This is a genomic window from Roseobacter sp. N2S (genome assembly GCF_031454055.1).
In the GTDB taxonomy this organism is placed as follows: domain Bacteria; phylum Pseudomonadota; class Alphaproteobacteria; order Rhodobacterales; family Rhodobacteraceae; genus Amylibacter.
Map to the genome: position 1 here is coordinate 422,961 of NZ_JAVDQB010000002.1, position 21,980 is coordinate 444,940.

General features: G+C 55.9%; 14 protein-coding genes and 1 riboswitch. Of the genes, 7 read left to right on the top strand and 7 right to left on the bottom strand.

Translation table 11 applies throughout. The features are described from left to right. Nucleotides 1–30: 30 nt before the first annotated feature. Nucleotides 31–474, bottom strand: a complete 444-nt coding sequence (locus GGE09_RS07825) for a VOC family protein (protein ID WP_309745549.1) — start codon at nucleotides 472–474, stop codon at nucleotides 31–33. A gap of 141 nt (nucleotides 475–615) precedes the next feature. Then, nucleotides 616–702, top strand: a riboswitch (glycine riboswitch). Between the two features lie 146 nt (nucleotides 703–848). Between GGE09_RS07825 and gcvT the strand changes: the two genes are divergently transcribed. From gcvT to gcvP, 4 genes are all read left to right on the top strand, one after another. Then, complete coding sequence (gcvT, locus tag GGE09_RS07830; RefSeq protein WP_309745550.1) at nucleotides 849–1,979, top strand: glycine cleavage system aminomethyltransferase GcvT; 1,131 nt, start codon at nucleotides 849–851, stop codon at nucleotides 1,977–1,979. A gap of 29 nt (nucleotides 1,980–2,008) precedes the next feature. Continuing rightward, the gene (gcvH, locus tag GGE09_RS07835; protein ID WP_309745551.1) at nucleotides 2,009–2,368 is read left to right on the top strand and encodes a glycine cleavage system protein GcvH; all 360 of its coding nucleotides are present in this window, start codon (nucleotides 2,009–2,011) and stop codon (nucleotides 2,366–2,368) included. 4 nt (nucleotides 2,369–2,372) lie between these two features. Beyond that, nucleotides 2,373–2,723 carry a VOC family protein gene (locus tag GGE09_RS07840; RefSeq protein WP_309745552.1) on the top strand — a complete coding sequence of 117 codons (351 nt, stop codon included), beginning with the start codon at nucleotides 2,373–2,375 and terminating at the stop codon, nucleotides 2,721–2,723. Nucleotides 2,724–2,784: 61 nt separating this feature from the next. Beyond that, the gene (gcvP, locus tag GGE09_RS07845; RefSeq protein WP_309745553.1) at nucleotides 2,785–5,649 is read left to right on the top strand and encodes an aminomethyl-transferring glycine dehydrogenase; all 2,865 of its coding nucleotides are present in this window, start codon (nucleotides 2,785–2,787) and stop codon (nucleotides 5,647–5,649) included. Between the two features lie 110 nt (nucleotides 5,650–5,759). Here gcvP and GGE09_RS07850 read toward each other — a convergent pair whose 3' ends face one another. Both GGE09_RS07850 and ychF read right to left on the bottom strand, forming a co-directional pair. Further along, on the bottom strand, nucleotides 5,760–7,235 hold the full coding sequence (locus GGE09_RS07850; protein ID WP_309745554.1) for a hypothetical protein: 1,476 nt from the start codon (nucleotides 7,233–7,235) through the stop codon (nucleotides 5,760–5,762). A 411-nt stretch (nucleotides 7,236–7,646) separates the two neighbouring features. After that, nucleotides 7,647–8,744 (bottom strand): redox-regulated ATPase YchF, encoded by a 1,098-nt coding sequence (gene ychF, locus GGE09_RS07855; RefSeq protein ID WP_309745555.1) that lies wholly within the window; start codon nucleotides 8,742–8,744, stop codon nucleotides 7,647–7,649. Between the two features lie 173 nt (nucleotides 8,745–8,917). Here ychF and trpA point away from each other — a divergent pair, with 173 nt between their 5' ends. Continuing rightward, the gene (gene trpA / locus GGE09_RS07860; RefSeq protein ID WP_309745556.1) at nucleotides 8,918–9,709 is read left to right on the top strand and encodes a tryptophan synthase subunit alpha; all 792 of its coding nucleotides are present in this window, start codon (nucleotides 8,918–8,920) and stop codon (nucleotides 9,707–9,709) included. 134 nt (nucleotides 9,710–9,843) lie between these two features. Beyond that, complete coding sequence (gene metG, locus GGE09_RS07865) at nucleotides 9,844–11,556, top strand: methionine--tRNA ligase (protein ID WP_309745557.1); 1,713 nt, start codon at nucleotides 9,844–9,846, stop codon at nucleotides 11,554–11,556. An 85-nt stretch (nucleotides 11,557–11,641) separates the two neighbouring features. Here the strand turns inward: metG and GGE09_RS07870 are convergent, their stop codons facing one another. The 4 genes from GGE09_RS07870 to GGE09_RS07885 form a co-directional block, all read right to left on the bottom strand. Then, nucleotides 11,642–13,537, bottom strand: coding sequence for an acyl-CoA synthetase (locus tag GGE09_RS07870; RefSeq protein ID WP_309745558.1), 1,896 nt, complete (start codon nucleotides 13,535–13,537; stop codon nucleotides 11,642–11,644). Nucleotides 13,538–13,755: 218 nt separating this feature from the next. Next, nucleotides 13,756–14,178 (bottom strand): peptidoglycan-binding protein LysM, encoded by a 423-nt coding sequence (gene lysM / locus GGE09_RS07875; protein ID WP_309745559.1) that lies wholly within the window; start codon nucleotides 14,176–14,178, stop codon nucleotides 13,756–13,758. 131 nt (nucleotides 14,179–14,309) lie between these two features. Beyond that, nucleotides 14,310–16,856 (bottom strand): penicillin-binding protein 1A, encoded by a 2,547-nt coding sequence (locus GGE09_RS07880; RefSeq protein ID WP_309745560.1) that lies wholly within the window; start codon nucleotides 16,854–16,856, stop codon nucleotides 14,310–14,312. 218 nt (nucleotides 16,857–17,074) lie between these two features. Continuing rightward, nucleotides 17,075–18,346, bottom strand: a complete 1,272-nt coding sequence (locus GGE09_RS07885) for an N-acetylmuramoyl-L-alanine amidase (RefSeq protein WP_309745561.1) — start codon at nucleotides 18,344–18,346, stop codon at nucleotides 17,075–17,077. Nucleotides 18,347–18,860: 514 nt separating this feature from the next. On the opposite strand from GGE09_RS07885, the gene GGE09_RS07890 reads away from it, so the two are divergent. Continuing rightward, nucleotides 18,861–21,815, top strand: coding sequence for an Rne/Rng family ribonuclease (locus tag GGE09_RS07890; protein ID WP_309745562.1), 2,955 nt, complete (start codon nucleotides 18,861–18,863; stop codon nucleotides 21,813–21,815). Nucleotides 21,816–21,980 lie beyond the last annotated feature (165 nt).

A 21,980-nucleotide genomic window follows, 5' to 3' on the forward strand; every position in this document is an offset into this window, starting at 1 on the left:
CGAGGGGTTTTAGGCCGCCCTATGGCCGCTTTACCACTCGCCTGTGTTTTCCATGCTGGCCCAGGGTTCCGCCGGAGCAAGGGCGTCGCCTTCTTGCAGAATCTCGATGGAAATATTGTCAGGGGATTTAACGAAAGCCATGCGTCCGTCGCGTGGTGGGCGATTGATCACAACGCCTTGATCCATCAGCGCCTGACAGGTTTCGTAAATGTTATCAACTTTATAAGCCAGATGGCCCCAACTGCGTCCGGTTTCATAAACCTCTTCGCTGCCCCAGTTATAGGTCAGCTCCAGCTCTGGTGCGTTATGCTCTTTGGCGTGGGCCTCATCTTTAGCGCCTGCCAGAAAAACCAGCGTGAATTTGCCCGCAGGCACCTCGGTACGGCGGGTTTCGACCAGACCCATTTTGTTGCACCAGAAATCAAGCGACTCGTCCAGATCACGGACACGCACCATTGTATGTAGATACCGCATTGTTTTTCTCCTTATGTAGATTGGTTGCCTGCAACCTACAGCGAATTGATCCGGATTCCAGCGAAATCCAAAGTTTCTATCCGGCGTGCAATTCCCTAAGGACAGCTTGATCAGCCTTGGCTTGCATACTATGGTGCACAGCAGATCGAGTCGGGAGAAGCCAGCCTTGCTGGTGCCGAAGGAGCAACCGCCCCGGAAACTCTCAGGCAAAAGGACCGCCGATCTTACACACTCTGGAGAGAGGCGCATTTGCGTCCGCCGAAGGGATAGCGATCTCAGGCAAAAGGAACAGAGGGGGCATCGTGGTACCGCAACAGGCGTGTGCCAAACCGATGCCGGAAATCCGACCGGCTGATGCAACGAGGAGGCCGGATTTGACCGATCTGAAACGCACACCACTATATGATTTGCACGTGAACAACGGCGCAAAAACGGTGCCCTTTGCAGGCTATGACATGCCTGTGCAATATCCGCTGGGCGTGATGAAGGAACACAACCACACCCGCACAGCAGCAGGCCTGTTTGATGTCAGCCATATGGGTCAGGTCATCATTCGCGCCAAATCGGGGCGGATCGAAGACGCGGCTTTGGCGCTGGAAACCCTGATCCCGATGGATGTTCTGGGGCTGAAACCCCAACGCCAGCGCTACGGGATGCTGACCAATGAAGCGGGCGGTATTCTGGACGATTTGATGTTTGCCAATATGGGCGACCATCTGTTTGTTGTGGTGAACGGCGCCTGCAAGGACGCGGATTTTGCCCATATGCAGGCCCATTTGTCTGAAACCTGTGATCTACACATGTTTGACGACCGCGCATTGCTGGCCTTGCAAGGGCCGCAGGCGGAAACTGCACTGTTGCGGCTATTACCTGACGTGACGGATATGTCCTTTATGGATGTGAAAACCCTACCCTATCAAGGCGCTGAATTGTGGATTTCCCGCTCTGGCTATACTGGCGAGGACGGGTTTGAAATCTCGGTTCCGGCCGATCTGGCCACACCGCTGGCCAAAACCCTGCTCGACATGGATGAGGTAGAAGCCATCGGCCTTGGCGCCCGTGACAGCTTGCGGCTTGAAGCGGGGCTGTGTTTGTACGGCAATGACATTGACCTTGAGACCACCCCGATCGAGGCCGCTTTGAACTGGGCGATCCAGAAAGCCCGCCGCAGCGGCGGTGCGCGTGAAGGCGGCTTTCCCGGCGCAGAGGTGATCCTGAACCAGATGGGCAATGGCACCCTACGCAAACGGGTCGGCATCGCCCCCGAAGGCCGCGCGCCCATGCGGGACGGTACGCCGCTGTTTGCCGAATTGAACAGCGATCTTCAGATTGGCAGCATTACATCCGGCGGCTTTGGCCCCACCGTGGGCCGCCCTGTGGCCATGGGCTATGTCACTAGCGATCTGGCCACCACAGACACCACCCTTTTTGCAGAATTGCGCGGCAAACGCTTGCCCGTTACCGTGGCGGCACTGCCTTTCATCCCCGCAAACTTTAAACGCTAACCCATCCAGAACTGACAGGAACAACTCAGATGAAATTCACAGAAGAACACGAATGGCTGCTGGTCGAAGACGATATTGTGGTGGTTGGTATCACCAAACATGCCGCTGACGCCCTTGGCGAGCTGGTGTTTGTCGAGCTGCCCGAAGTGGGCGTTGAGGTTACCAAGGACGAAGACATCGTAGTGATCGAAAGCGTCAAAGCCGCATCTGACATCATGGCCCCGATTGACGGGGAAATCGTCGAAGTGAACAGCGAGTTGTTGGAAAACCCGACTCTGGTGAACGAAGACCCGATGGGCAAGGCGTGGTTTTTCAAGATGAAGCCAGACAATATGGCTGATCTGGATGAAATGATGGACGAAGCCGCTTATAACGCGCTGATCGCCTGATCCCATGACGGTGCTTCGGATCGTTCCCAATATCGCCAGCCAAGACCCTGCCAAAGCGCAGGCGTTTTATGGCGATATTCTGGGAATGGACACATTGATGGATATGGGCTGGATCAGAACCTTTGGCGGGGCTTCCCCTGCCACGCCCCAGATCAGCACCATGCAGCACGGCGGCAATGACACCCCCGTGCCTGCCATTTCCATTGAAGTAGACAATCTGGACACTGTCCTTGACCGCTGCCGTGCGGCGGGGTTTTCCCCGACCTATGGCCCGACAACAGAAGACTGGGGCGTGCGCCGCTTTTTCGTGCACGACCCGTTCGGAACCCTGATCAACATCCTTCAACACAGTTAAGCCCCCTTCCGCGCAAATCCCAACGCGCCGCCCCTCAGAAAAGTCCCGCAAGGAGCCCCTTATGTCGTTCAAAGCCACCGACTATCTGCCCTATGATTTCGCCAACCGCCGCCACATCGGTCCCTCGCCCGTTGAAATGGCGGATATGCTGAAACTGCTGGGCACGGCCTCGCTTGATACGTTGATTGACGAAACCGTTCCCGATGAAATCCGCCGCAAGGAACCCCTGTCATGGGAACGCGCCAAATCGGAACGGGAAGTGCTGTTTCACATGCGCCGCACCGCGGAAAAGAACAAGGTTCTGCACTCACTGATCGGTCAAGGCTATCACGGCACGGTGACCCCGCCCGCGATCCAGCGCAATATCCTTGAAAATCCAGCGTGGTACACCGCGTATACCCCCTATCAGCCCGAAATTTCCCAAGGCCGACTGGAAGCGTTATTGAACTTTCAAACCATGGTCACAGACCTGACCGGTCTTGAAATCGCCAACGCATCCCTTCTGGATGAATCCACCGCCTGTGCCGAAGCGATGACCATGGCGCAGCGGGTTGCCAAATCAAAATCAAAAGCGTTTTTTGTGGATGAAAACTGTCATGCACAAAATATTGCGGTGATCAAAACCCGCGCAGAACCGCTTGATATTGAAGTGATTATTGGCAACCCTGAAACCGACCTTGACGCGGAATCCGTGTTTGGCGCCATATTCCAGTTCCCCGGCACCTATGGCCATATCCGCGACTTTACAGACCAGATTACCGCCCTGCACGCGGCCAAAGCCATCGGGGTTATTTCTGCCGATCCACTGTCCCTGACCTTGTTAAAGGAACCGGGCGCAATGGGGGCGGATATTGCAGTGGGATCGACCCAACGCTTTGGTGTGCCCGAAGGCTACGGCGGACCGCACGCCGCTTATATGGCCACGAAAGAGGCGTATAAACGCGCCATGCCGGGCCGTCTTGTCGGGGTGTCCATTGATGCCCGCGGCAACCGCGCCTATCGCCTTGCGCTGCAAACCCGCGAGCAACATATCCGCCGTGAAAAAGCCACCTCGAACGTCTGTACCGCGCAGGCTTTGCTGGCGGTAATGGCGTCTATGTATGCGGTGTTCCACGGGCCAGAGGGCCTGCAAGCCATTGCCCAGCGTATCCACCGCAAAACCGTGCGGATGGCCGAAGGACTGGAAAGCATGGGGCTAAAGGTAGAACCCGAACACTTCTTTGACACCATCACCGTGGATGTGGGGCACCTGCAATCGGTCATCATGCAGTCAGGCGTGCAACACGGGCTGAATTTCCGCAAAGTGGGTGACACGAAAATCGGCATCACGCTGGATGAACGGGTCCGCCCCGAAACAATCGAGGCGGTTTGGCAATCTTTCGGACTGACCCGCGCGGATGAGGATTTCACACCCCGTTACCGCATCCCCGACGCCATGGTGCGCACGTCCGAATACCTGACCCATCCCGTATTCCACATGAACCGCGCGGAACAGGAAATGACCCGCTACATGCGGCGTTTGGCGGATCGTGATCTGGCGCTGGATCGCGCGATGATCCCGCTGGGCTCTTGTACCATGAAGCTGAATTCGGCGGCGGAAATGATGCCTGTCACTTGGGCCGAGTTTTCGCTGATCCACCCCTTTGCCCCTGCCGATCAGACAGCGGGCTATCAGGAACTGATCGACGATCTGTCTGATAAGCTGTGCCAGATCACCGGCTATGACGCGATTTCCATGCAGCCCAATTCAGGCGCGCAGGGTGAATACGCGGGCCTGCTGACCATCCGTGCCTATCACAAGGCCAATGGCGATGATCACCGCAATATCTGTTTGATCCCAACCTCGGCCCACGGCACAAACCCTGCCTCGGCCCAAATGGTTGGCTATAAGGTTGTGGTGGTGAACTCGGCAGAAAACGGCGATATCGACGTGGCTGATTTCCGCAAAAAGGCCGAGGCCGCGGGCGATAATCTGGCGGCCTGCATGATCACCTATCCGTCCACCCACGGCGTATTTGAAGCCACCGTAACCGAGGTTTGCCAGATCACCCATGATTTCGGCGGTCAGGTCTATATGGACGGTGCCAATATGAACGCCATGGTCGGCGTGTCACAGCCCGGCAAAATCGGCGGCGATGTATCCCACCTGAACCTGCACAAAACCTTTTGCATCCCCCACGGTGGTGGCGGGCCGGGCATGGGGCCAATCGGTGTGAAAACCCACCTGATCCCGCATTTGTCAGGCCATCAGCAACACGACGGCGACACCGCGCAAAATTCCGGTGCGGTGTCAGCGGCACCGTTCGGGTCGCCGTCCCTGTTGCCGATCAGTTGGGCCTATTGCCTGATGATGGGCGGCGAGGGACTTACACAAGCCACCAAAGTGGCGATCCTGTCGGCCAATTACATCGCCAAACGGTTGGAAGGCGCGTTTGACGTGCTTTATAAGGGTCCGAACGGGCGTGTGGCCCATGAATGTATCATCGACACCCGCCCGCTGAAAGACAGCGCAGGCGTGACGGTTGATGACGTGGCCAAACGGCTGATCGACTGCGGGTTCCATTCGCCCACCATGTCTTTCCCTGTGCCGGGCACGCTGATGATCGAGCCGACGGAATCCGAAACCAAGGCGGAACTGGACCGCTTCTGCGATGCCATGCTGGCGATTTATGCCGAAGCAAAAGACATCGAAGAAGGCCGCATTGATCCCAACAACAACCCGCTGAAAAACGCGCCCCACACGGTGGAAGATCTGGTCGGTGATTGGGATCGCCCCTACACACGGGAACAGGCCTGCTATCCCCCCGGTGCGTTCCGTGTGGACAAATACTGGTCGCCTGTGAACCGTGTGGACAACGCTTACGGGGATCGCAATCTGATCTGCGCCTGCCCGCCGATGGAAAGCTATCAGGACGCGGCAGAGTAAGGTCCAGAATAAGGCGACCTGTTAAAACGACCACAGGCGCAAGGGGTGTTGGCTCCTTGCGCTTGTGATACAACACGCGGGTGGAACGCGTGCACCCTTTTGACCCAGCTTTAGAAAATGAAGTTCGAAGCGTCAAAAGTATCCACTGTGAATTCAACATTTGTATAGTCATGCACCAAAATGACGTCGCTGTTGACGATGATCATCACGCCGTCACACCAGTCCATCACATCAATATCCGACATACGGTTTACGCCCGCAAAACCTGACAGATCAATCAGGTCGTTGTTCGGGCGCAGGTCAACCAACTCGTCTACAGTGCCGTCTTCAACGAATTGAAACACATCCGCACCACCGCCACCGATCAGGATATCACGGCCAGCGCCGTCGATGATCAGGTCGTCACCGCTTTGACCGTCGATCACATCATCGCCGTCCATGCCATTGATAATGTCTTCGTCGCGAGTGCCCTTAAGGGTATCTGCCCCTGCACTGCCTTTGATAGCAGCAGCCAGACGGCTCATATCTAGGGTGATTTGGGTAAAGCCGTGGTCGGTTTCTGAACTTACCAGAATAACAACCTCGCCCGCGATCACCTCAACAGCCAGACCAGAGATATTATCCAGCGCAATATCATATGTATCTGCCAAAGAGCCCATATCGCTTAACGCGCCAGAAGCCGCGACTTCCAGAACTGAAATACCATCGTCCGACCCTGCGGCAACGATAAAGCTGCGGCCGTCAAATTCGAAACTTTCAACAAGCGTTGCGTTTTGAAACCGTGTGTCCAGCGTATCAATCAGGTGATCCACCTCGCGCAATTCGCCAGCAGTGTTGATTTTATAAGTGGTCAGGCTGGACGTACCCGCAGACGCCATGACCAGAAAGTCGGAGCCTTCAACAGACACAGTGGTCAAAGCCTGCACACGAGAGAAACCGGAAAAATCGCCCGGCTCTACTTCGTCGACCAAGGACAGCGCGCCGTTCGATTTGATTTTAAAGCTGCTCACCCCCGCATCAAAAGCAGAGGCTGCGAACAAATAGTCGTTTGCACCGATTGTCACATTGGCAAATGCACTGATGTCACCCAGATGACGGGCTGCTGTATCTGCAAATGAAGCCCGCTCGATCAAAGATAACCCGCCGCCCAATGTGTAGCTGGTCACGCCTGAACCGCCGGCAAAAACAAATACCGACCCGTCGATTTCAACCGAATGGGTCAAACCAAAACCAGCCATGCTGCCAGCGCCTGCTGTGGGTGCAAAATCACCCGCTTCGGTCATTTCATAAACAACGGCCTGATCTTCGTAACGGGTGGCTGGAACCAATGCGACTGTATCGCCCATGGTGGCAAAGGTCATGTTCCAAACTGTCTGTGTGCCGGATGTGGATGTAAATGCCTGTGTGTCAATCACATCCCCCACCAGACCATTTGCGAATTTAAACGTAGTCAGAGCGCTATCTGCGGCACTTGCAACTACAACGGTCCAACCGCTGTCCAGATAAACCAGTGCAATATCCGACAGGCCTTGCAGCTTGGTTTTTGATGTATCTTCTATCGTAGCTTCAATTTTGAACGTTAACATTCCAACACCTGATTTTGGGCGCTTGGTCCGTGTGTTCCACCATCTGGACTGCCGCGCGTTTGCTTCAGTCACTGGCGTGAGCTAGAGAATTTAACAGAATCTTACTTGATCAAATTTGAACTTTTCCAACTTTTAGAAAGTCTAAAGTTAACGCGGCTTTTCGGCGCTGTATTTTTACAAAATCACACAACTTCAGTGCCTTAACAAATTGGCGATATTCAAATTGTATTAAAAGTTGCGGTATGGTCGGCACGAAAAAATCGCGGAAAAATTCACAAATCTGCGCGTGGGGATAATTCCAATTTTAGGCAATGCTGGGAAATGACCGCAGCGCATACAAAAAAAGCCCCCCTTAATTCGTTTTCAGAATTAAAGCGGGCTTCTGTCGCAATATTAATCTTTGGACTTGGATCAGGTGTTGAACAAAAAGTGCAGCACGTCCCCGTCAGCCACGATATAGCTTTTGCCCTCGGCGCGCATTTTGCCTTTTTCCTTGGCCCCTTGCTCGCCGCCATTATCGACGAAATCATTATAGGCGATTGTTTCCGCGCGAATGAAACCCCGCTCAAAATCGCCGTGGATCACGCCTGCGGCAGCGGGTGCTGCGGTGCCTGCTGCGATGGTCCAGGCGCGTGCTTCTTTCGGCCCGACAGTGAAATAGGTTTGCAGTTTCAACAGCCCGTAGCCCGCTTTGATCAGGCGCGACAGGCCAGCTTCTTCAAGCCCCATTTCGTCAAGGAACATTTCTGCTTCCTCGCCGTCCAACTGGCTGATCTCTTCCTCGATTGCGGCAGAGATCACCACGCTGGCAGCCCCTTCCCGCTCGGCCATTTCAGCAACCGCCGCAGAATAGGCATTGCCCTTGGCCGCGTTTTCTTCCTCGACGTTACACACATACAGTACAGGTTTGCTGGTCAGCATCTGCAACAGGTTCCAGGCCTTGCGCTCGTCGTCAGCCACATCAACCGTGCGGGCGGGTTGACCTGCTTCAAGTGCGGCCTTGGCGCGGCGCAACAAACTATCAGCCAGAACCGCCTCTTTGTCGCCGCCCTTAATCTTGCGCACCAATCCTGTCAGGCGCTTTTCGATGCTTTCCAGATCGGCCAGCATCAATTCAGTTTCAATGGTCGCCGCATCTTCGACAGGGTTCACACGCCCGTCCACATGGGTGATGTCATCGTTTTCAAAACACCGCAGGACATGGGCAATGGCATCGCATTCACGGATGTTGGCCAGAAACTGGTTGCCCAACCCCTCGCCCTTGCTGGCGCCTTTGACAAGGCCCGCAATATCCACAAACGTCATCCGCGTCGGGATGATCTGTTTGCTGCCTGCAATCGCTGCCAGTTTATCAAGCCGCACATCAGGAACAGAAACTTCGCCCACATTGGGTTCGATTGTACAAAACGGGAAATTCGCCGCCTGTGCCGCCGCAGTTTTTGTCAGCGCATTAAAAAGCGTGGATTTCCCCACGTTCGGCATCCCAACGATTCCAGTCTTAAACCCCATGATCCAGGCCTTTTTCATCAAATTTTACAGTTGCGCCTGCCCTATCACCCCAGCGCTGCACGTCAAGGAAAACCGCATAAAACCGCGCCAAAGCCCTGCAAAAATGCGCTGGCCCCATTGATTTCCGCGCCCCTATGGCGCAAACCACATCAACACTAACAAAGGGCCGCCCCATGTCACGGATCGACGCAAAATTCGCAGACCTCAAAGCCAACGGAAAATCCGCATTTGTGTCATACATCATGGCCGGAGATCCGAATTACAATGCATCGCTAGAAGTGATGAAAGGCCTGCCCGCCGCAGGTGTAGACATCATCGAACTGGGCGTGCCCTTCACCGACCCGATGGCCGATGGCGCAACCATCCAACTGGCTGGCCAGCGCGCGCTTGACGGCGGCATGACGCTTAAGAAAACCCTGCAAATGGCCACCGAGTTTCGCAAAGACAACGACACCACACCCATCGTGTTGATGGGTTATTACAACCCGATTTATCACCACGGCGTGGATCAATTTGTATCAGATGCCAAAGCGGCCGGAATCGACGGGTTGATCGTGGTTGACCTGCCCCCCGAAGAAGACGACGAACTTTGCCTGCCCGCCAATGCCGCTGGCCTGAACTTCATCCGTCTGGCCACCCCCACAACCGATGCGAAACGCCTGCCCAAAGTGCTGCAAAACACATCCGGCTTTATCTATTACGTGGCAATCAACGGCATCACCGGATCAGGGTCTGCCAACGCACAAACCGTTGGCGCCGAAGTCGCGCGCATCAAACAATCCACCGACATCCCCGTTTGCATCGGCTTTGGCATCACCACCCCAGCCGCTGCGCGCGACATGGCGGCAGTGGCAGATGGCGCTGTCGTCGGCTCTGCTATCGTTGAAAAAATCGGCGCAGGCGAACCCGCCGCCGACGTTCTGGCCTTCGTGAAAACACTCGCAAACGGTGTCCACTCCGCCTGATCTCCATTTTCTGGAAATATCCCGGGGTTTAAGGGGCAGCGCCCCTTTGATTCCCCTCTGGCTTGGCGCTTTGTCTTCGGTTACACCAGCCCAAGCCCGAAAACCTGACGCACTTATATCCAAGGCACGTACCCATGGCCCGTATCCTCATCACCTCCGCCATTCCCTATATTAACGGGATCAAACACCTCGGCAATCTGGTCGGCTCGCAACTGCCCGCCGATCTCTATGCACGCTACAACCGCGCGCGGGGCAATGAGGTGATGTTCATCTGCGCCACCGACGAACATGGCACCCCTGCCGAACTGGCCGCCGCCAAAGCTGGTAAACCGGTCGAGGAATACTGCAAAGACATGCACGCGGTGCAATCCGAACTGGCCGAAGGCTTTCGCCTGTCATTTGACCATTACGGACGGTCCTCCTCTCAGCGCAACCACGGGCTGACCCAGCATTTCGCAGGGAAACTGGCCGATGCAGGCCTGATCGAAGAAATCATCGAAACCCAAATCTACTCCAACACCGATGGCCGCTTCCTGCCTGACCGCTATATCGAAGGCACCTGCCCCAACTGCGGCTCCGAAGACGCACGCGGCGATCAGTGTGAAGTCTGCACCAAACAGCTCGACCCGACCGATCTGATCAACCCGCGTTCTGCCATTTCAGGTTCCACCGATCTGGAAGTACGCGAAACAAAACACCTCTACCTGCGCCAATCGACCCTGCGCGATCAACTGGACCAGTGGATCGACAGCAAGACCGACTGGCCCGTGCTGACCACATCCATCGCCAAGAAATGGCTGCACGACGGTGACGGTCTGCGGGATCGCGGCATCACCCGCGATCTGGATTGGGGAATCCCCGTCAAACGAGGCACCGAGGATTGGCCGGGCATGGAAGGCAAAGTCTTTTACGTCTGGTTCGACGCCCCCATCGAATACATCGCAGGCACCGCAGAATGGGCAGACGCAAACGGCAAAACCGACGCGGATTGGGAACGCTGGTGGCGCACCGACAAAGGCGCGGAAGATGTGAAATACGTCCAGTTCATGGGCAAAGACAACGTCCCCTTCCACACCCTGTCCTTCCCCGCCACCATCATGGGATCAGGCGAACCGTGGAAACTGGTGGATTACATCAAATCCTTCAACTACCTGAACTATGATGGCGGGCAGTTTTCCACCTCCAAAGGACGCGGCGTGTTTATGGACCAAGCCCTGTCCATCCTGCCCTCTGACTACTGGCGCTGGTGGTTGCTGTCCCATGTGCCTGAATCATCAGATTCCGAATTCACTTGGGACAATTTCCAAACCTCGGTGAACAAAGACCTCGCCGATGTGCTTGGCAACTTTGTCTCGCGTATCACCAAATTCACCCGTTCGAAATTTGGCGAAGAGATCCCCGCAGGCCCGGCCTATGGCCCAGCCGAACAAGCGGTCATCGACGCGCTGCAAACCCGTCTGAGCGCCTATCAAACCTTCATGGAAACCATGGAAATCCGTAAAGCGGCAAATGAACTGCGCGCCATCTGGACCCTTGGCAACGAATACCTGCAAGACGCCGCCCCGTGGTCCAAATTCAAAGAAGACCCCGAAGCCGCCGCCACATCCGTGCGCTTTGCCCTGAACCTGATCCCGTTTTATGCCGTGCTGTCAGAACCGTTTATCCCGGACGCCGCAGACACTATGCTGACGGCCATGAACGCCCCGTCAAACTGGCCAACAGATGCCGCCAGCGCCCTGTCTGCCCTGCCCGCAGGCCATGCCTTCACAGTCCCTGACGTGATGTTCGCCAAAATCACCGATGATGCGCGCGACGACATGCAGGCGCGTTTTGCAGGCAAATCCTAACCCCTTCAATGTTCCAAAAATACTCATAAAAAAAAGGGGGGCGAAAGCCCCCCTAAACGTTTCCAGCATCAGAACCTGACAATAATCAGGCCCATTCCCAAGGGTTGATAAACCCGCCAAGAACCGCTGACACGGCTTCATCCGTCACAGACCCATCCGATTTTTGCAACTGGGCCACCAAGCCGCGCTTCTTATCCTCGATAACCTGCGCTACAGATGCGCCAACGCCTGCTTCTGCAAGGGCGGCATCATAAATCCGCGTGATCGCCTTGCGCCGCAGGTCGGGCTTAAAGATTTTACCCACTGCGGTTTTTGGCAGCTCGTCCATGATCTCGATGTATTTCGGATGGGCGGCGCGTTCGGGCACATGCTCGGTTGCATAAGCCATCAGATCGGCAACGGTGGCTGTGGCCCCATCAACAAGTTCGACATAGGCACAGGGGATTTCCCCTGAATGGGCGTCAGGCTGGCCAATCGCACCCGCAAAGGCCACGTCTTTATGGCCCGCCAAAGCCTCTTCGATCAGGGCAGGGTCGATGTTGTGACCGCCCCGAATGATCAGGTCTTTGGCGCGCCCTGTTATCCACAGATAGCCATCCGCATCAAACCGCCCCAAATCCCCCGTACGCAGATGGGTGCCGCCCGCAAACAGGCCCACATTTTTGCTGGCATCCGTATAGGTTTCCCCCACCATAACCCCGGGGTTGTTCACACAAATCTCGCCCACTTCATCCAGACCACATTCCTTGGTGATGCTGCCGTCCTCGGCACAATGCAGGATCTTGATGTCGGTATAAGGATAGCGCAGCCCGACAGAGCCGATTTTCTTCTCGCCGTGCTTGGGATTACCCGACACAAGACAGGTGGCCTCGGTCATGCCATAACCTTCGAGGATTTCCACCCCCGTCACGTCCTGAAACCGTCGGAACAGCTCAACCGGCAAAGGTGAAGACCCACACATGGCCCCCTGTAGCGTGGAAATATCCGCATTGACGGGCCGTTGCATCAGCGCAGCCGCGGCAGTGGGAACAGTGACCATATAAGTCGCTTTATAGCGTTCCACCAGCTTCCAGAAATTATCAAACACCCCCTCCCCGCGATAGCCCGCAGGGGTTGGAAAGACGATATGCGCCCCCGAGGTTATCATCGCCGCCCAGAACACATGAGCCGCCATCACGTGGAACATGGGCAGCGGGCAGATCACCACATCGGTTTCTTTCAGCAGCATCAGGCTGCCCAACATGCCGTTGTACAGAATGCCCGAATGTCGATGCTGCGCGATCTTCGGCATGCCTGTGGTGCCGCCAGTGTGGAAATAAGCGCAGAACGGGTCGTTCAGATCCTCATCGAAGGTCAGCTTGTCACCGGACTGACTTGCAAGGGCTGCGTTGAACTCGATCACTTTAGCACTGTGTTTTACGTCCACTTTCGGGCGCACCAACGGCACGATGAATTTCTTCAGCCCTGTCAGATGGGCCAGCAAATCGACCTCAATCACAGTGGTTACATTCGGGGCTTGTGCCACAGCCTGTGCCGCCAATTGCGCTACTTCGGTCTTTGGGAACGCTTTAAGTGTCACCAACACCTTTGCACCTGTTTCGCGCAACAAAGCGGCGATCTGGTCAGGCTTTAGCGTCGGGTTGATCGGCGCAACTATGCCCGCTGTCATCCCCGCCATCATGGTAATCGCTGTTTCATGGGTGGTTGGCAGCAAATAGGCCACCACATCGGTCGGCCCCACCCCAAGCGAGCGGAACAGGTTCGCGGCCTGTGTCACCCTGTGTTTGGTTTCATTCCATGTCAGCGTGATGTTCGGATCGGTCGGGCCAGACAGCAGTTGAAAGCTGACAGCGGGGCGATTGCCCTGACTCTCACAGGTCTGTTCCAGACGCTGGTACACCGTTTTCGCGGTCCAACGGTCTTCGACCGGCATTTCGGATTCAATCGCAACGACGGATGCCAGATCACGTAAGATGGCCATATAATTCTTCCTCCCAGAAAGGCGTTGGTCCGCCTGTATTTTCGGCTCACAGCATGGGGTCAAAATGCCGTTAGGGCAAGCCTTACCAAAGGGAAAATGACGCAAGTTCGTAAGCGAAGGCGAAGCCGCGCCGCCTCATACGAAAAAACCCCGCCAGAACCAGCGGGGTTTTCCGATCAGATCGCCGCGTTCGGGCGATTATGATATTTGTCTACATGTTAAGCCACGGGAATGCGCAGCACTTGGCCCGGGTAAATCTTGTCAGGGTGGCTAAGCATTGGCTTGTTGGCTTCAAAAATCTCATTGTAGCGGTTGCCGTCGCCCAAAGCTTTCTTGGACACAGCCCATAATGTGTCGCCTTTTTCAACGGTGTGGAACACTGGATCGGTGCCCCCTGCACTGTCATCCACCGCGGCCACGCCTTCGACGTTGCCTACGGCCAGGATGACTTTCTCTTTCATTTCCTGACTGACTGCTGTGCCGCCAACAGACACCTTGTCGCCGTCCACTTTGATATCCAGACCCGATGCGTCCAGTCCCAGATCGTTAATTTCTTGCAACAATGCTTCTTCAGCCGGGGCCGCTTCGGCAGCGCCAAATACCGATTTACCGGCCTCTTTTACAAAATTCCAAAGTCCCATCAGTTTCTCCTCAATAGGTCACCAGGCACAAATGCCTGTGCGTATAATTGGGTATCACGGGGTTGAATTCAAGGATTCGCAGGTGTGCAGCAAGTGGGCACAGGTGGCTGTCGGCACCTGCGCCCCCGCTTTTAGTACAACCCGCCAGACGACAAGGACCCGAAGGTTGCTTTCTTGGGGATCACTTTCTTTTCGCCAGTCGATGTGGTGACAACTGTGTCGTTGCCCCCTTCATCGCGGCCATAAAGCTGTAGATCCTCACCCATGGCAAAGCCGCCGTCGATGATGCTGAACACGCCGTACTCGGGCTCTTCGCCCATGCGGAACAGTTCAGCAACCACGTTTGGCCCTGTTGCATCCGGTGACAGACGCGCGCCGGAAAAACGGTCGAACTTGATAAAGCGGGTGTTGGGCGGCACTTCGAAATCGGACGAGCCGTAAAGCTTGATCGCCTTTTTCATAAAGCTGTTAAACACAGGCCCACACATACCCCCACCCGAGGCCCCCCGCCCCAGCGCACGAGGACGGTCATAGCCCATGTAGCACCCCGCCACGATATTGGGGGTGAAACCGATGAACCAAACATCTTTGGCGTCATTGGTGGTGCCGGTTTTCCCCGCCACAGGCACGCCCAGTTTCACGGTTCCGCTGGCGGTGCCCCGTTCCACAACGCCGCGCATCATAGAGGTGAGCTGATAGGCCGTCACCGCATCCATCACCCGTTCCCGATCCGACGTGATCTGCGGGGAAACACCCGGTTCAAGGGCCGCCAGCTTACAGCCTTCGCAAATGCGTTTGTCGTGGCGATAGATGGTTTTGCCCCAGCGGTCCTGTACGCGGTCCACCAAAGTAGGCTCCACCCGTTCACCGCCATTGGCGAACATGGCGTAAGCCGCCACCATTTTGAACAGCGTGGTTTCTTGGGATCCCAGCGCATTGGCAAGGAATTCGCCCATGTCGTCGTAAACACCAAAGCGTTCAGCGTAATCCGCGACCACATTCATGCCCACATCTTGTGCCAGTCGAATGGTCATCAGGTTGCGAGACCGCTCAATCCCCACCCGCAGCGGGGCTGGGCCATAGAACTTGTTGGATGCATTTTTGGGGCGCCACAGACCTTGGGGGGTTTGCACCTCAATCGGGGCGTCGATGATGATTGTCGACGGGCTATAACCGCTATCCAAAGCCGAGGCATAAACGAACGGTTTGAACGAAGACCCCGGCTGACGGGTGGCTTGTGTGGCACGGTTGAACACCGACGCCTGATAGGAAAACCCGCCCTGCATGGCCAGAACGCGGCCCGTATTGGTGTCCATCGCCATGAAACCACCCTGAATGCGGGGGATTTGGCGCAGGCTCCAGCGCACGAACGATCCATCATCGTCTTTGGTGATGGCCCGCACATGGATCACATCCCCAACAGCCAGCAAGTCACTGGGGGTGCGGGCTTTTTTGCCAGCCCGACCATTGCCCAGAACCGGCCGCCAGTTGAATTCTTTCATAGACAGGAAATGCCCGTCCGCGTCTTCGTCCACGCCTTCAATCCCGATACGGGCAGAGGAGTCGGACAAGGCAAGAACCACAGCGGGGTGCCAGCCTTCAATGTCGCGCGGGATGTCAACTTTGGATAAAGCCTCGCGCCAAGCAGGTTCAGATGTCAGCTTTTCAGCCTCTATCTTACCGGAGGGTCCGCGATAAATCCCAAGATTGCGGTCATATTTTTCAAGACCGGAGCGCAGGGAAAGCGCGGCCTCTTTTTGCAACACGGGGTCCATTGTGGCGCGGATCGACAGACCGCCGCCAAAGAATTCATCCTCGCCGAAATCGCCAGACAGTTGGCGACGGATTTCATCGGTAAAGTAATCCCGTGGCGGGCGTTCAGACCGCGTAGAAGCATATTCGCCCGATTGTACCGTTCGCAAATCGCTGTCTCTGGCCAGTTTATAAGCCGCTTGGTCAATATACCCGTTGTCGCGCATCTGCCCCAGAACGTAGTTGCGACGCCCGACCGCCCGTTCCTTTTGACGCACGGGGTGGTAATCACTGGGGGCTTTGGGCAATGCAGCCAGATAAGCGGCTTCGGCCACGGTCAGCTCTTCCAGATTTTTCCCGAAATACGTGTCTGCTGCCGCAGTCACACCATAAGAGTTCTGACCCAGAAAGATTTCGTTCAGATACAATTCAAGGATCTGATCCTTGGACAAACTGGCCTCTAGCCGCGTTGCCAGAATGATTTCTTTGATCTTACGCTCGTAATCCCGCGAACCGTCCAGCAGAAAGTTCTTCATGACCTGCTGCGTGATGGTCGAGGCCCCGCGCAACCGTTGGCCTTTAACCACTTTGTCAAACACCGCTTTGGCGATCCCTTGGGGGTCATAGCCTTTGTGTTCGTAAAAGTGTTTGTCTTCGGCGCTGACGAAGGCCTCTTTGACGATGTCAGGAATTTCGTCCGCAGGGGTGAACATGCGCCGCTCATGGGCGAATTCATCCATCACCTTGCCTTCACCGGAATAAACACGGCTGATTGTGGCAGGTTCGTAGCTGGCCAGCGCCTGATGGTCCGGCAGATCACGGCCATACATCCAGAAGATCGCGCCCACAGCCACAACAACCAGAACAGCACCGATGGTCAGGCCGCTGAAAATCCAACCAAAAAAGTTTAAAATAATACGCAGCACGCGTGCGACTCCCCAACTCTTACACGGCATCTTACCAACCCGTCGAACAGGGGTCAAAGCAGCCATTCCGGTGATTTGGCTTAAAGGCGCTCAAATCTGTCTCTATGACGGGTGATTTAGGGGTTTTCTTGGAAAAATAAAGCGTTTGTTTGTGGCTTATGTGTTTCCACCCCTGATCCGATCCCTGATCCAGTGCGCGTTATCTGGCAATCAGGGGGTTATTGACGCAACAAGCGCCCCTGCGCGGCATCTTCCACGGTCCATGTATCCAAGGCGTTGATAATGCCCGCAACAACCTGTTTGCGCCAGCGTTCGGTCAACAGGTTATTCAAATCGCTTTTATTCGACATGAACCCCAGTTCAACCAACACCGATGGAATATCAGGGGCTTTCAAAACAGTAAAACCCGCGCTCAGATGGGGCCGTTTGCGGATACGCCCAACCGATTGAGCGATGCCGTTCACCAGCATATCGGCCAGCATTTCACTGCGCACACCGGTTTCGCGCTGTGCCATATCCATCAGCACCGCGGCGATCTGGTCGTCTTGTTGGTGCAAATCCACCCCTGCCAGCAGATCCGAGCGGTCATGCTGTTCTGCCAATTGCGCCGCCATAGTAGATGACGCCTGTGAAGAGAGTGTATAAACTGTTGTTCCTGTTGCACTTCCTTCGGCCAGCGCATCTGCGTGAATGGAAATAAACACATCCGCACCATGGGTGCGGGCCACGGAAATACGATCTGGCAAAGACAGGAACACATCCTCAGCACGGGTCAGTTTTGCTTCAAACCGTCCGGACCGGATCAGCGCCTCTTGCAATTCACGGGCAAATTGCAGGACCAGATCTTTTTCTTCATAGCCGTCCCGTTCAGCCCCGCCGTCAACACCACCGTGACCGGGGTCAATCACCACCACGACAGGTCGGTCCCCCAATTGGCGTTCTTTGGGTTCGCCCGCTTTGGTGGCTTTTGGCAAAGCCCAGCCGTCTTCTTCACGTTGTTTTGATCGCAGCGTAAAATCCTGCTGACTGGCAGAGGTCATTTTTACGTCGAGAATCGCTGTTCCGCGTTCTTCGTCCACGCGCATTTCGGTTTTTTCGGGCAAAACCGGAAAAGCCAGATCCAGCACAAGCCGTGACCAGCCAGGGCGAAAAATTCCGAACCGCAGCCCTGTGACCACATCACTTTGATCCACTTTGGCCGCATCAAAACCAGTCCAGTCAATTTCTTTAAAATCAAAAACAATACGCGGCGGATTATCCAGCGTGAACACGCGATACGGGACAGGCTGAGACAGCTGCAACTTAAGGTTTACTGCATCCCCAGAGCCATCTTTGATCGTTGAGCGGTCCATTTCGACCCGCGCCAAAGCCTGCAAATCCTGCGCCATCACAGGGGTAGAATCTGCAAAAAACGCGCCAATGCCCGCTGTACAAAAGGCCGCGCACAGGGCTGCACAAAGAATTGCTCGTGGTTTCGATTTACTGTTCATAGTACCGCTCATTTTACCGTCTTGTCCCTTTTTCAGAGATCGCATTTTGCTGGTTTATCGCCCTGCCTATACCATAGCGCAGCTAAAAACCGATTGTAATTCCTCAATGCACCCCATAAGACTAATTTGTAACAGCGGTTCTCAGAACCCCTGCTTTTAACAGTTTCGCTGACGAAACGCGGTGATGTTCAGGGCCCTAAACGGCGCCCGCTCTCGTGATCGCTTTCATCGGCAAGGCCAACCGGCCACCCGAATTGCGCAGGCAGCGCTGTCACAGCAAAGCCCGCGCCAGAGCTTGGCATCCGACCATAAGGATGCTGGAGATAACCGCGATGAAACGCGTTGACTATGTTGAATACTCGCACGGAGCAGGCTTAACGCCTGTGCCGTTTTTGCGTTTGGACGACAGCAACGCCATGAAAATCGCCTCAATTTACCACGCAAACTCTACATCGGCCCCCCCTGGAAACAGAAGGGACCGCCCCTGTGCGGATGTGCGTGCGAAAGATACACTATGGCTAAAAAGATGCTTATCGATGCCACCCACCCGGAAGAAACCCGGGTCGTGGTGGTTGATGGAAACAAGGTAGAAGAATTCGACTTTGAATCCGAAAACAAACGCCAGCTGGCTGGCAATATATACCTTGCAAAAGTAACACGCGTTGAACCTTCGCTTCAGGCTGCTTTCGTCGATTACGGCGGAAATCGGCATGGTTTTCTAGCGTTTTCGGAAATCCATCCCGATTACTACCAGATCCCTGTAGCAGACCGCGAAAAACTGTTGGCCGAAGAGGCCGAATACGCCAAGGCCATGGCCGAAGAAGAAGCCCGCGAAAAGCCGAAACGCTCGCGCCGGACCTCTCGCTCCAAAAAAACCGAAGCCGCCAGCGATGGCGCGGCCACCACAAAAGATGATGTTATTTCATCAGATGTAATAGAACTGGACGATGATGATTCAGGTCTGGTTGATGTGCCAGAAGCAGGCGGGCAACCCCAGCGCGCTGCGGCGCCTGTTGACGAAACATCGGAGTCTGAAACATCAGCCGAGGTTGAGGCCCCCACAGAAGCCGAAGCACCTGCCGAGGTTGCTCCAACCCAAGAGCCTGTGGTCGAAGCTGTTGAGGCAGAAGCAGAAGCATCCGAAACACCTGTTGTTGCTGAACCAACAGACGCGGCCCCGATTGTTGAGCCGCAGGTTGAATCTGTAGAATCCGCAGAAGAAACAGAAGAAGTCGAAAACGACAGCCACGATGATGTGCGCGCCGAATTCCGCCCGCGCAAACCACGGGCACGGCGCTATAAGATTCAGGAAGTCGTCAAAGTCCGTCAAATCCTGCTGGTTCAGGTTGTTAAAGAAGAGCGCGGCAACAAGGGCGCGGCGCTGACCACTTACCTGTCACTGGCAGGACGGTATTGCGTTCTGATGCCAAACACAGCCCGTGGCGGCGGCATTTCCCGCAAAATCACCAACGCAGCCGACCGCAAGAAACTGAAAGACATCGCAAACGAGATCGAAGTGCCCGAAGGCGCAGGTCTGATCATTCGCACAGCCGGTGCCAAACGCACCAAAACCGAAATCAAACGGGACTATGAATATCTGATGCGCCAATGGGAACAGGTCCGCGACCTGACCCTGAAGTCCATCGCCCCGGCTGGCATCTATGAAGAAGGCGACTTGATCAAACGCTCGATCCGCGACCTGTATAACCGCGACATCGACGAAATCTTTGTGGAAGGCGACGCAGGCTACCGCGTAGCCAAAGAATACATGAAGATGCTGATGCCAAGCCACGCAGCCCGCGTGCGGCACTACTCCGAACCCCTGCCCCTCTTCGCCCGCTATCAGGTCGAATCTTATCTGGACGGCATGTTCAATCCGACTGTGCAGCTGAAATCCGGTGGCTACATCGTGATCGGCATCACCGAAGCGTTGGTCGCCATCGACGTCAACTCTGGCAAATCCACCAAAGAGGGTTCGATCGAGGACACCGCCCTGCGCACCAATCTGGAAGCTGCCGAAGAAGTGGCACGCCAGTTGAAACTGCGCGATCTAGCGGGTCTGATCGTCATCGACTTCATCGACATGGAAGAACGTCGCAACAATTCATCCGTTGAAAAACGCATGAAGGACCGTTTGAAAAACGACCGTGCGCGCATTCAGGTTGGCCGGATTTCCGGCTTTGGCCTGATGGAAATGTCCCGTCAACGTCTTCGCCCGGGCATGTTGGAAGCCACCACATCGCCTTGTGCGGCCTGTCACGGCACCGGCCTGACCCGTTCTGACGACAGCATGGCGCTGTTGATCCTGCGCGAGCTGGAGGATGAAGGCACCCGCAAACGCACCCGCGAGGTTCTGGTGACCGCCCCTGTGGCCATCGCCAACTACCTGTTGAACGAAAAACGCGAACATATCGCCCTGATCGAAGCCCGCTACGGCATGGCGATCCGGATCGAAGCGGATGTGCATTTGATCAGCCCTGATCATAAGATCGAGAAGTTCAAAACCTCGACCCGTCGCATCCCGAAACCACCCGTCCGTGCGGCAGTGACCATCGACAGCGTTGAACCCTTCGAGCTTGAGGAAGAGATCGAAGAAAACATCGACGAAGATGAGGCTGGCGCAAACGCCGAAAGCCAAGGCGCAGCCGAAACCAGTGACGAGCAGCCGAAGAAAAAACGGCGGCGGCGGCGGCGGCGGGGCGGAAAAGACCGCAACGACTCGCAAAATGGCGAAAACGGTGCTGAAAACGGCGCCGATGCAGCCTCCTCTGACGGGGCAACAGACACAGCACCTGAAGCTGGGGCCGACGCTGCAACTGCCAGTGCCAAAGACGCGCCTGCGGAACCGGCCAAAAAGTCCCGCACAACGTCCCGCCGGCGGTCCCCAGCAAAACCAAAGACCGAGGTCGCAGCAGATGCGCCAGCAGTTGTGGACACAGCAGACACCCCCACAGCAGCCGAGGTTGCACCGGATGCGGTCGGCGATGTGGTAGCAGAGCCTACAGCTGAAGCGGCCACAGAAGCAGCCCCTGAGGTCACAGCCGAAGCCGTTGAAGCCGCCCCCGAGGAGAAGCCCGCAAAACCAGCGCGCAAACCCCGCACCCGCAAACCAGCGGCCCCGCGCACCAGTAAGGCAAAAGCTGCAGCAGAAGCCAAAGCAGCCGCTGAAGCCGAAGCCGCAGCAGCGGAACCCGGGACAGAACCAGCCGCAGAACCCGCGCCAGAGCCAGAGGCAAGCACACCTCAGCCGACCGAGGCCCCTGCTCCCTCTCCTGTAGCGGCACCGGACGTTGTTGAAATCCCGATAACAAAAACGCCGCCGCAGCCTGCGCCCGAGCCAAAATTGGTTGCCGCTGCAGACCCAACGCCTGCTCCAGAGCCAGAGGTAAAAGCCGCAGAGCCGGAAGCGCCTCCGGCCAAGCCAAAGCCGAAACGTTCTGGCTGGTGGTCACGGGCGACTGGAAAATAACACAAAAAGGGGCCTTCGCGGCCCCTTTTTTACGCCTTGCCGAAAGCATCGTCCCTGGATCCAGCCCCGACCTATTTGGCGGGGTCTGCATTTCAGGGAGAACCTCCATTGTCCCGCCCCGACTTCTCGGCTAGGCATAGGCAGGCAGCCATTCGCCCCAAGCAT

Coding starts and splice junctions, on each gene's coding strand:
- GGE09_RS07825 (WP_309745549.1), bottom strand. CDS start 474: ATGCGGTATCTACATACAATGGTGCGTGTCCGTGATCTGGACGAGTCG.
- gcvH (WP_309745551.1), top strand. CDS start 2,009: ATGAAATTCACAGAAGAACACGAATGGCTGCTGGTCGAAGACGATATT.
- GGE09_RS07840 (WP_309745552.1), top strand. CDS start 2,373: ATGACGGTGCTTCGGATCGTTCCCAATATCGCCAGCCAAGACCCTGCC.
- gcvP (WP_309745553.1), top strand. CDS start 2,785: ATGTCGTTCAAAGCCACCGACTATCTGCCCTATGATTTCGCCAACCGC.
- GGE09_RS07850 (WP_309745554.1), bottom strand. CDS start 7,235: ATGTTAACGTTCAAAATTGAAGCTACGATAGAAGATACATCAAAAACC.
- ychF (WP_309745555.1), bottom strand. CDS start 8,744: ATGGGGTTTAAGACTGGAATCGTTGGGATGCCGAACGTGGGGAAATCC.
- trpA (WP_309745556.1), top strand. CDS start 8,918: ATGTCACGGATCGACGCAAAATTCGCAGACCTCAAAGCCAACGGAAAA.
- metG (WP_309745557.1), top strand. CDS start 9,844: ATGGCCCGTATCCTCATCACCTCCGCCATTCCCTATATTAACGGGATC.
- GGE09_RS07870 (WP_309745558.1), bottom strand. CDS start 13,537: ATGGCCATCTTACGTGATCTGGCATCCGTCGTTGCGATTGAATCCGAA.
- lysM (WP_309745559.1), bottom strand. CDS start 14,178: ATGGGACTTTGGAATTTTGTAAAAGAGGCCGGTAAATCGGTATTTGGC.
- GGE09_RS07885 (WP_309745561.1), bottom strand. CDS start 18,346: ATGAACAGTAAATCGAAACCACGAGCAATTCTTTGTGCAGCCCTGTGC.
- GGE09_RS07890 (WP_309745562.1), top strand. CDS start 18,861: ATGGCTAAAAAGATGCTTATCGATGCCACCCACCCGGAAGAAACCCGG.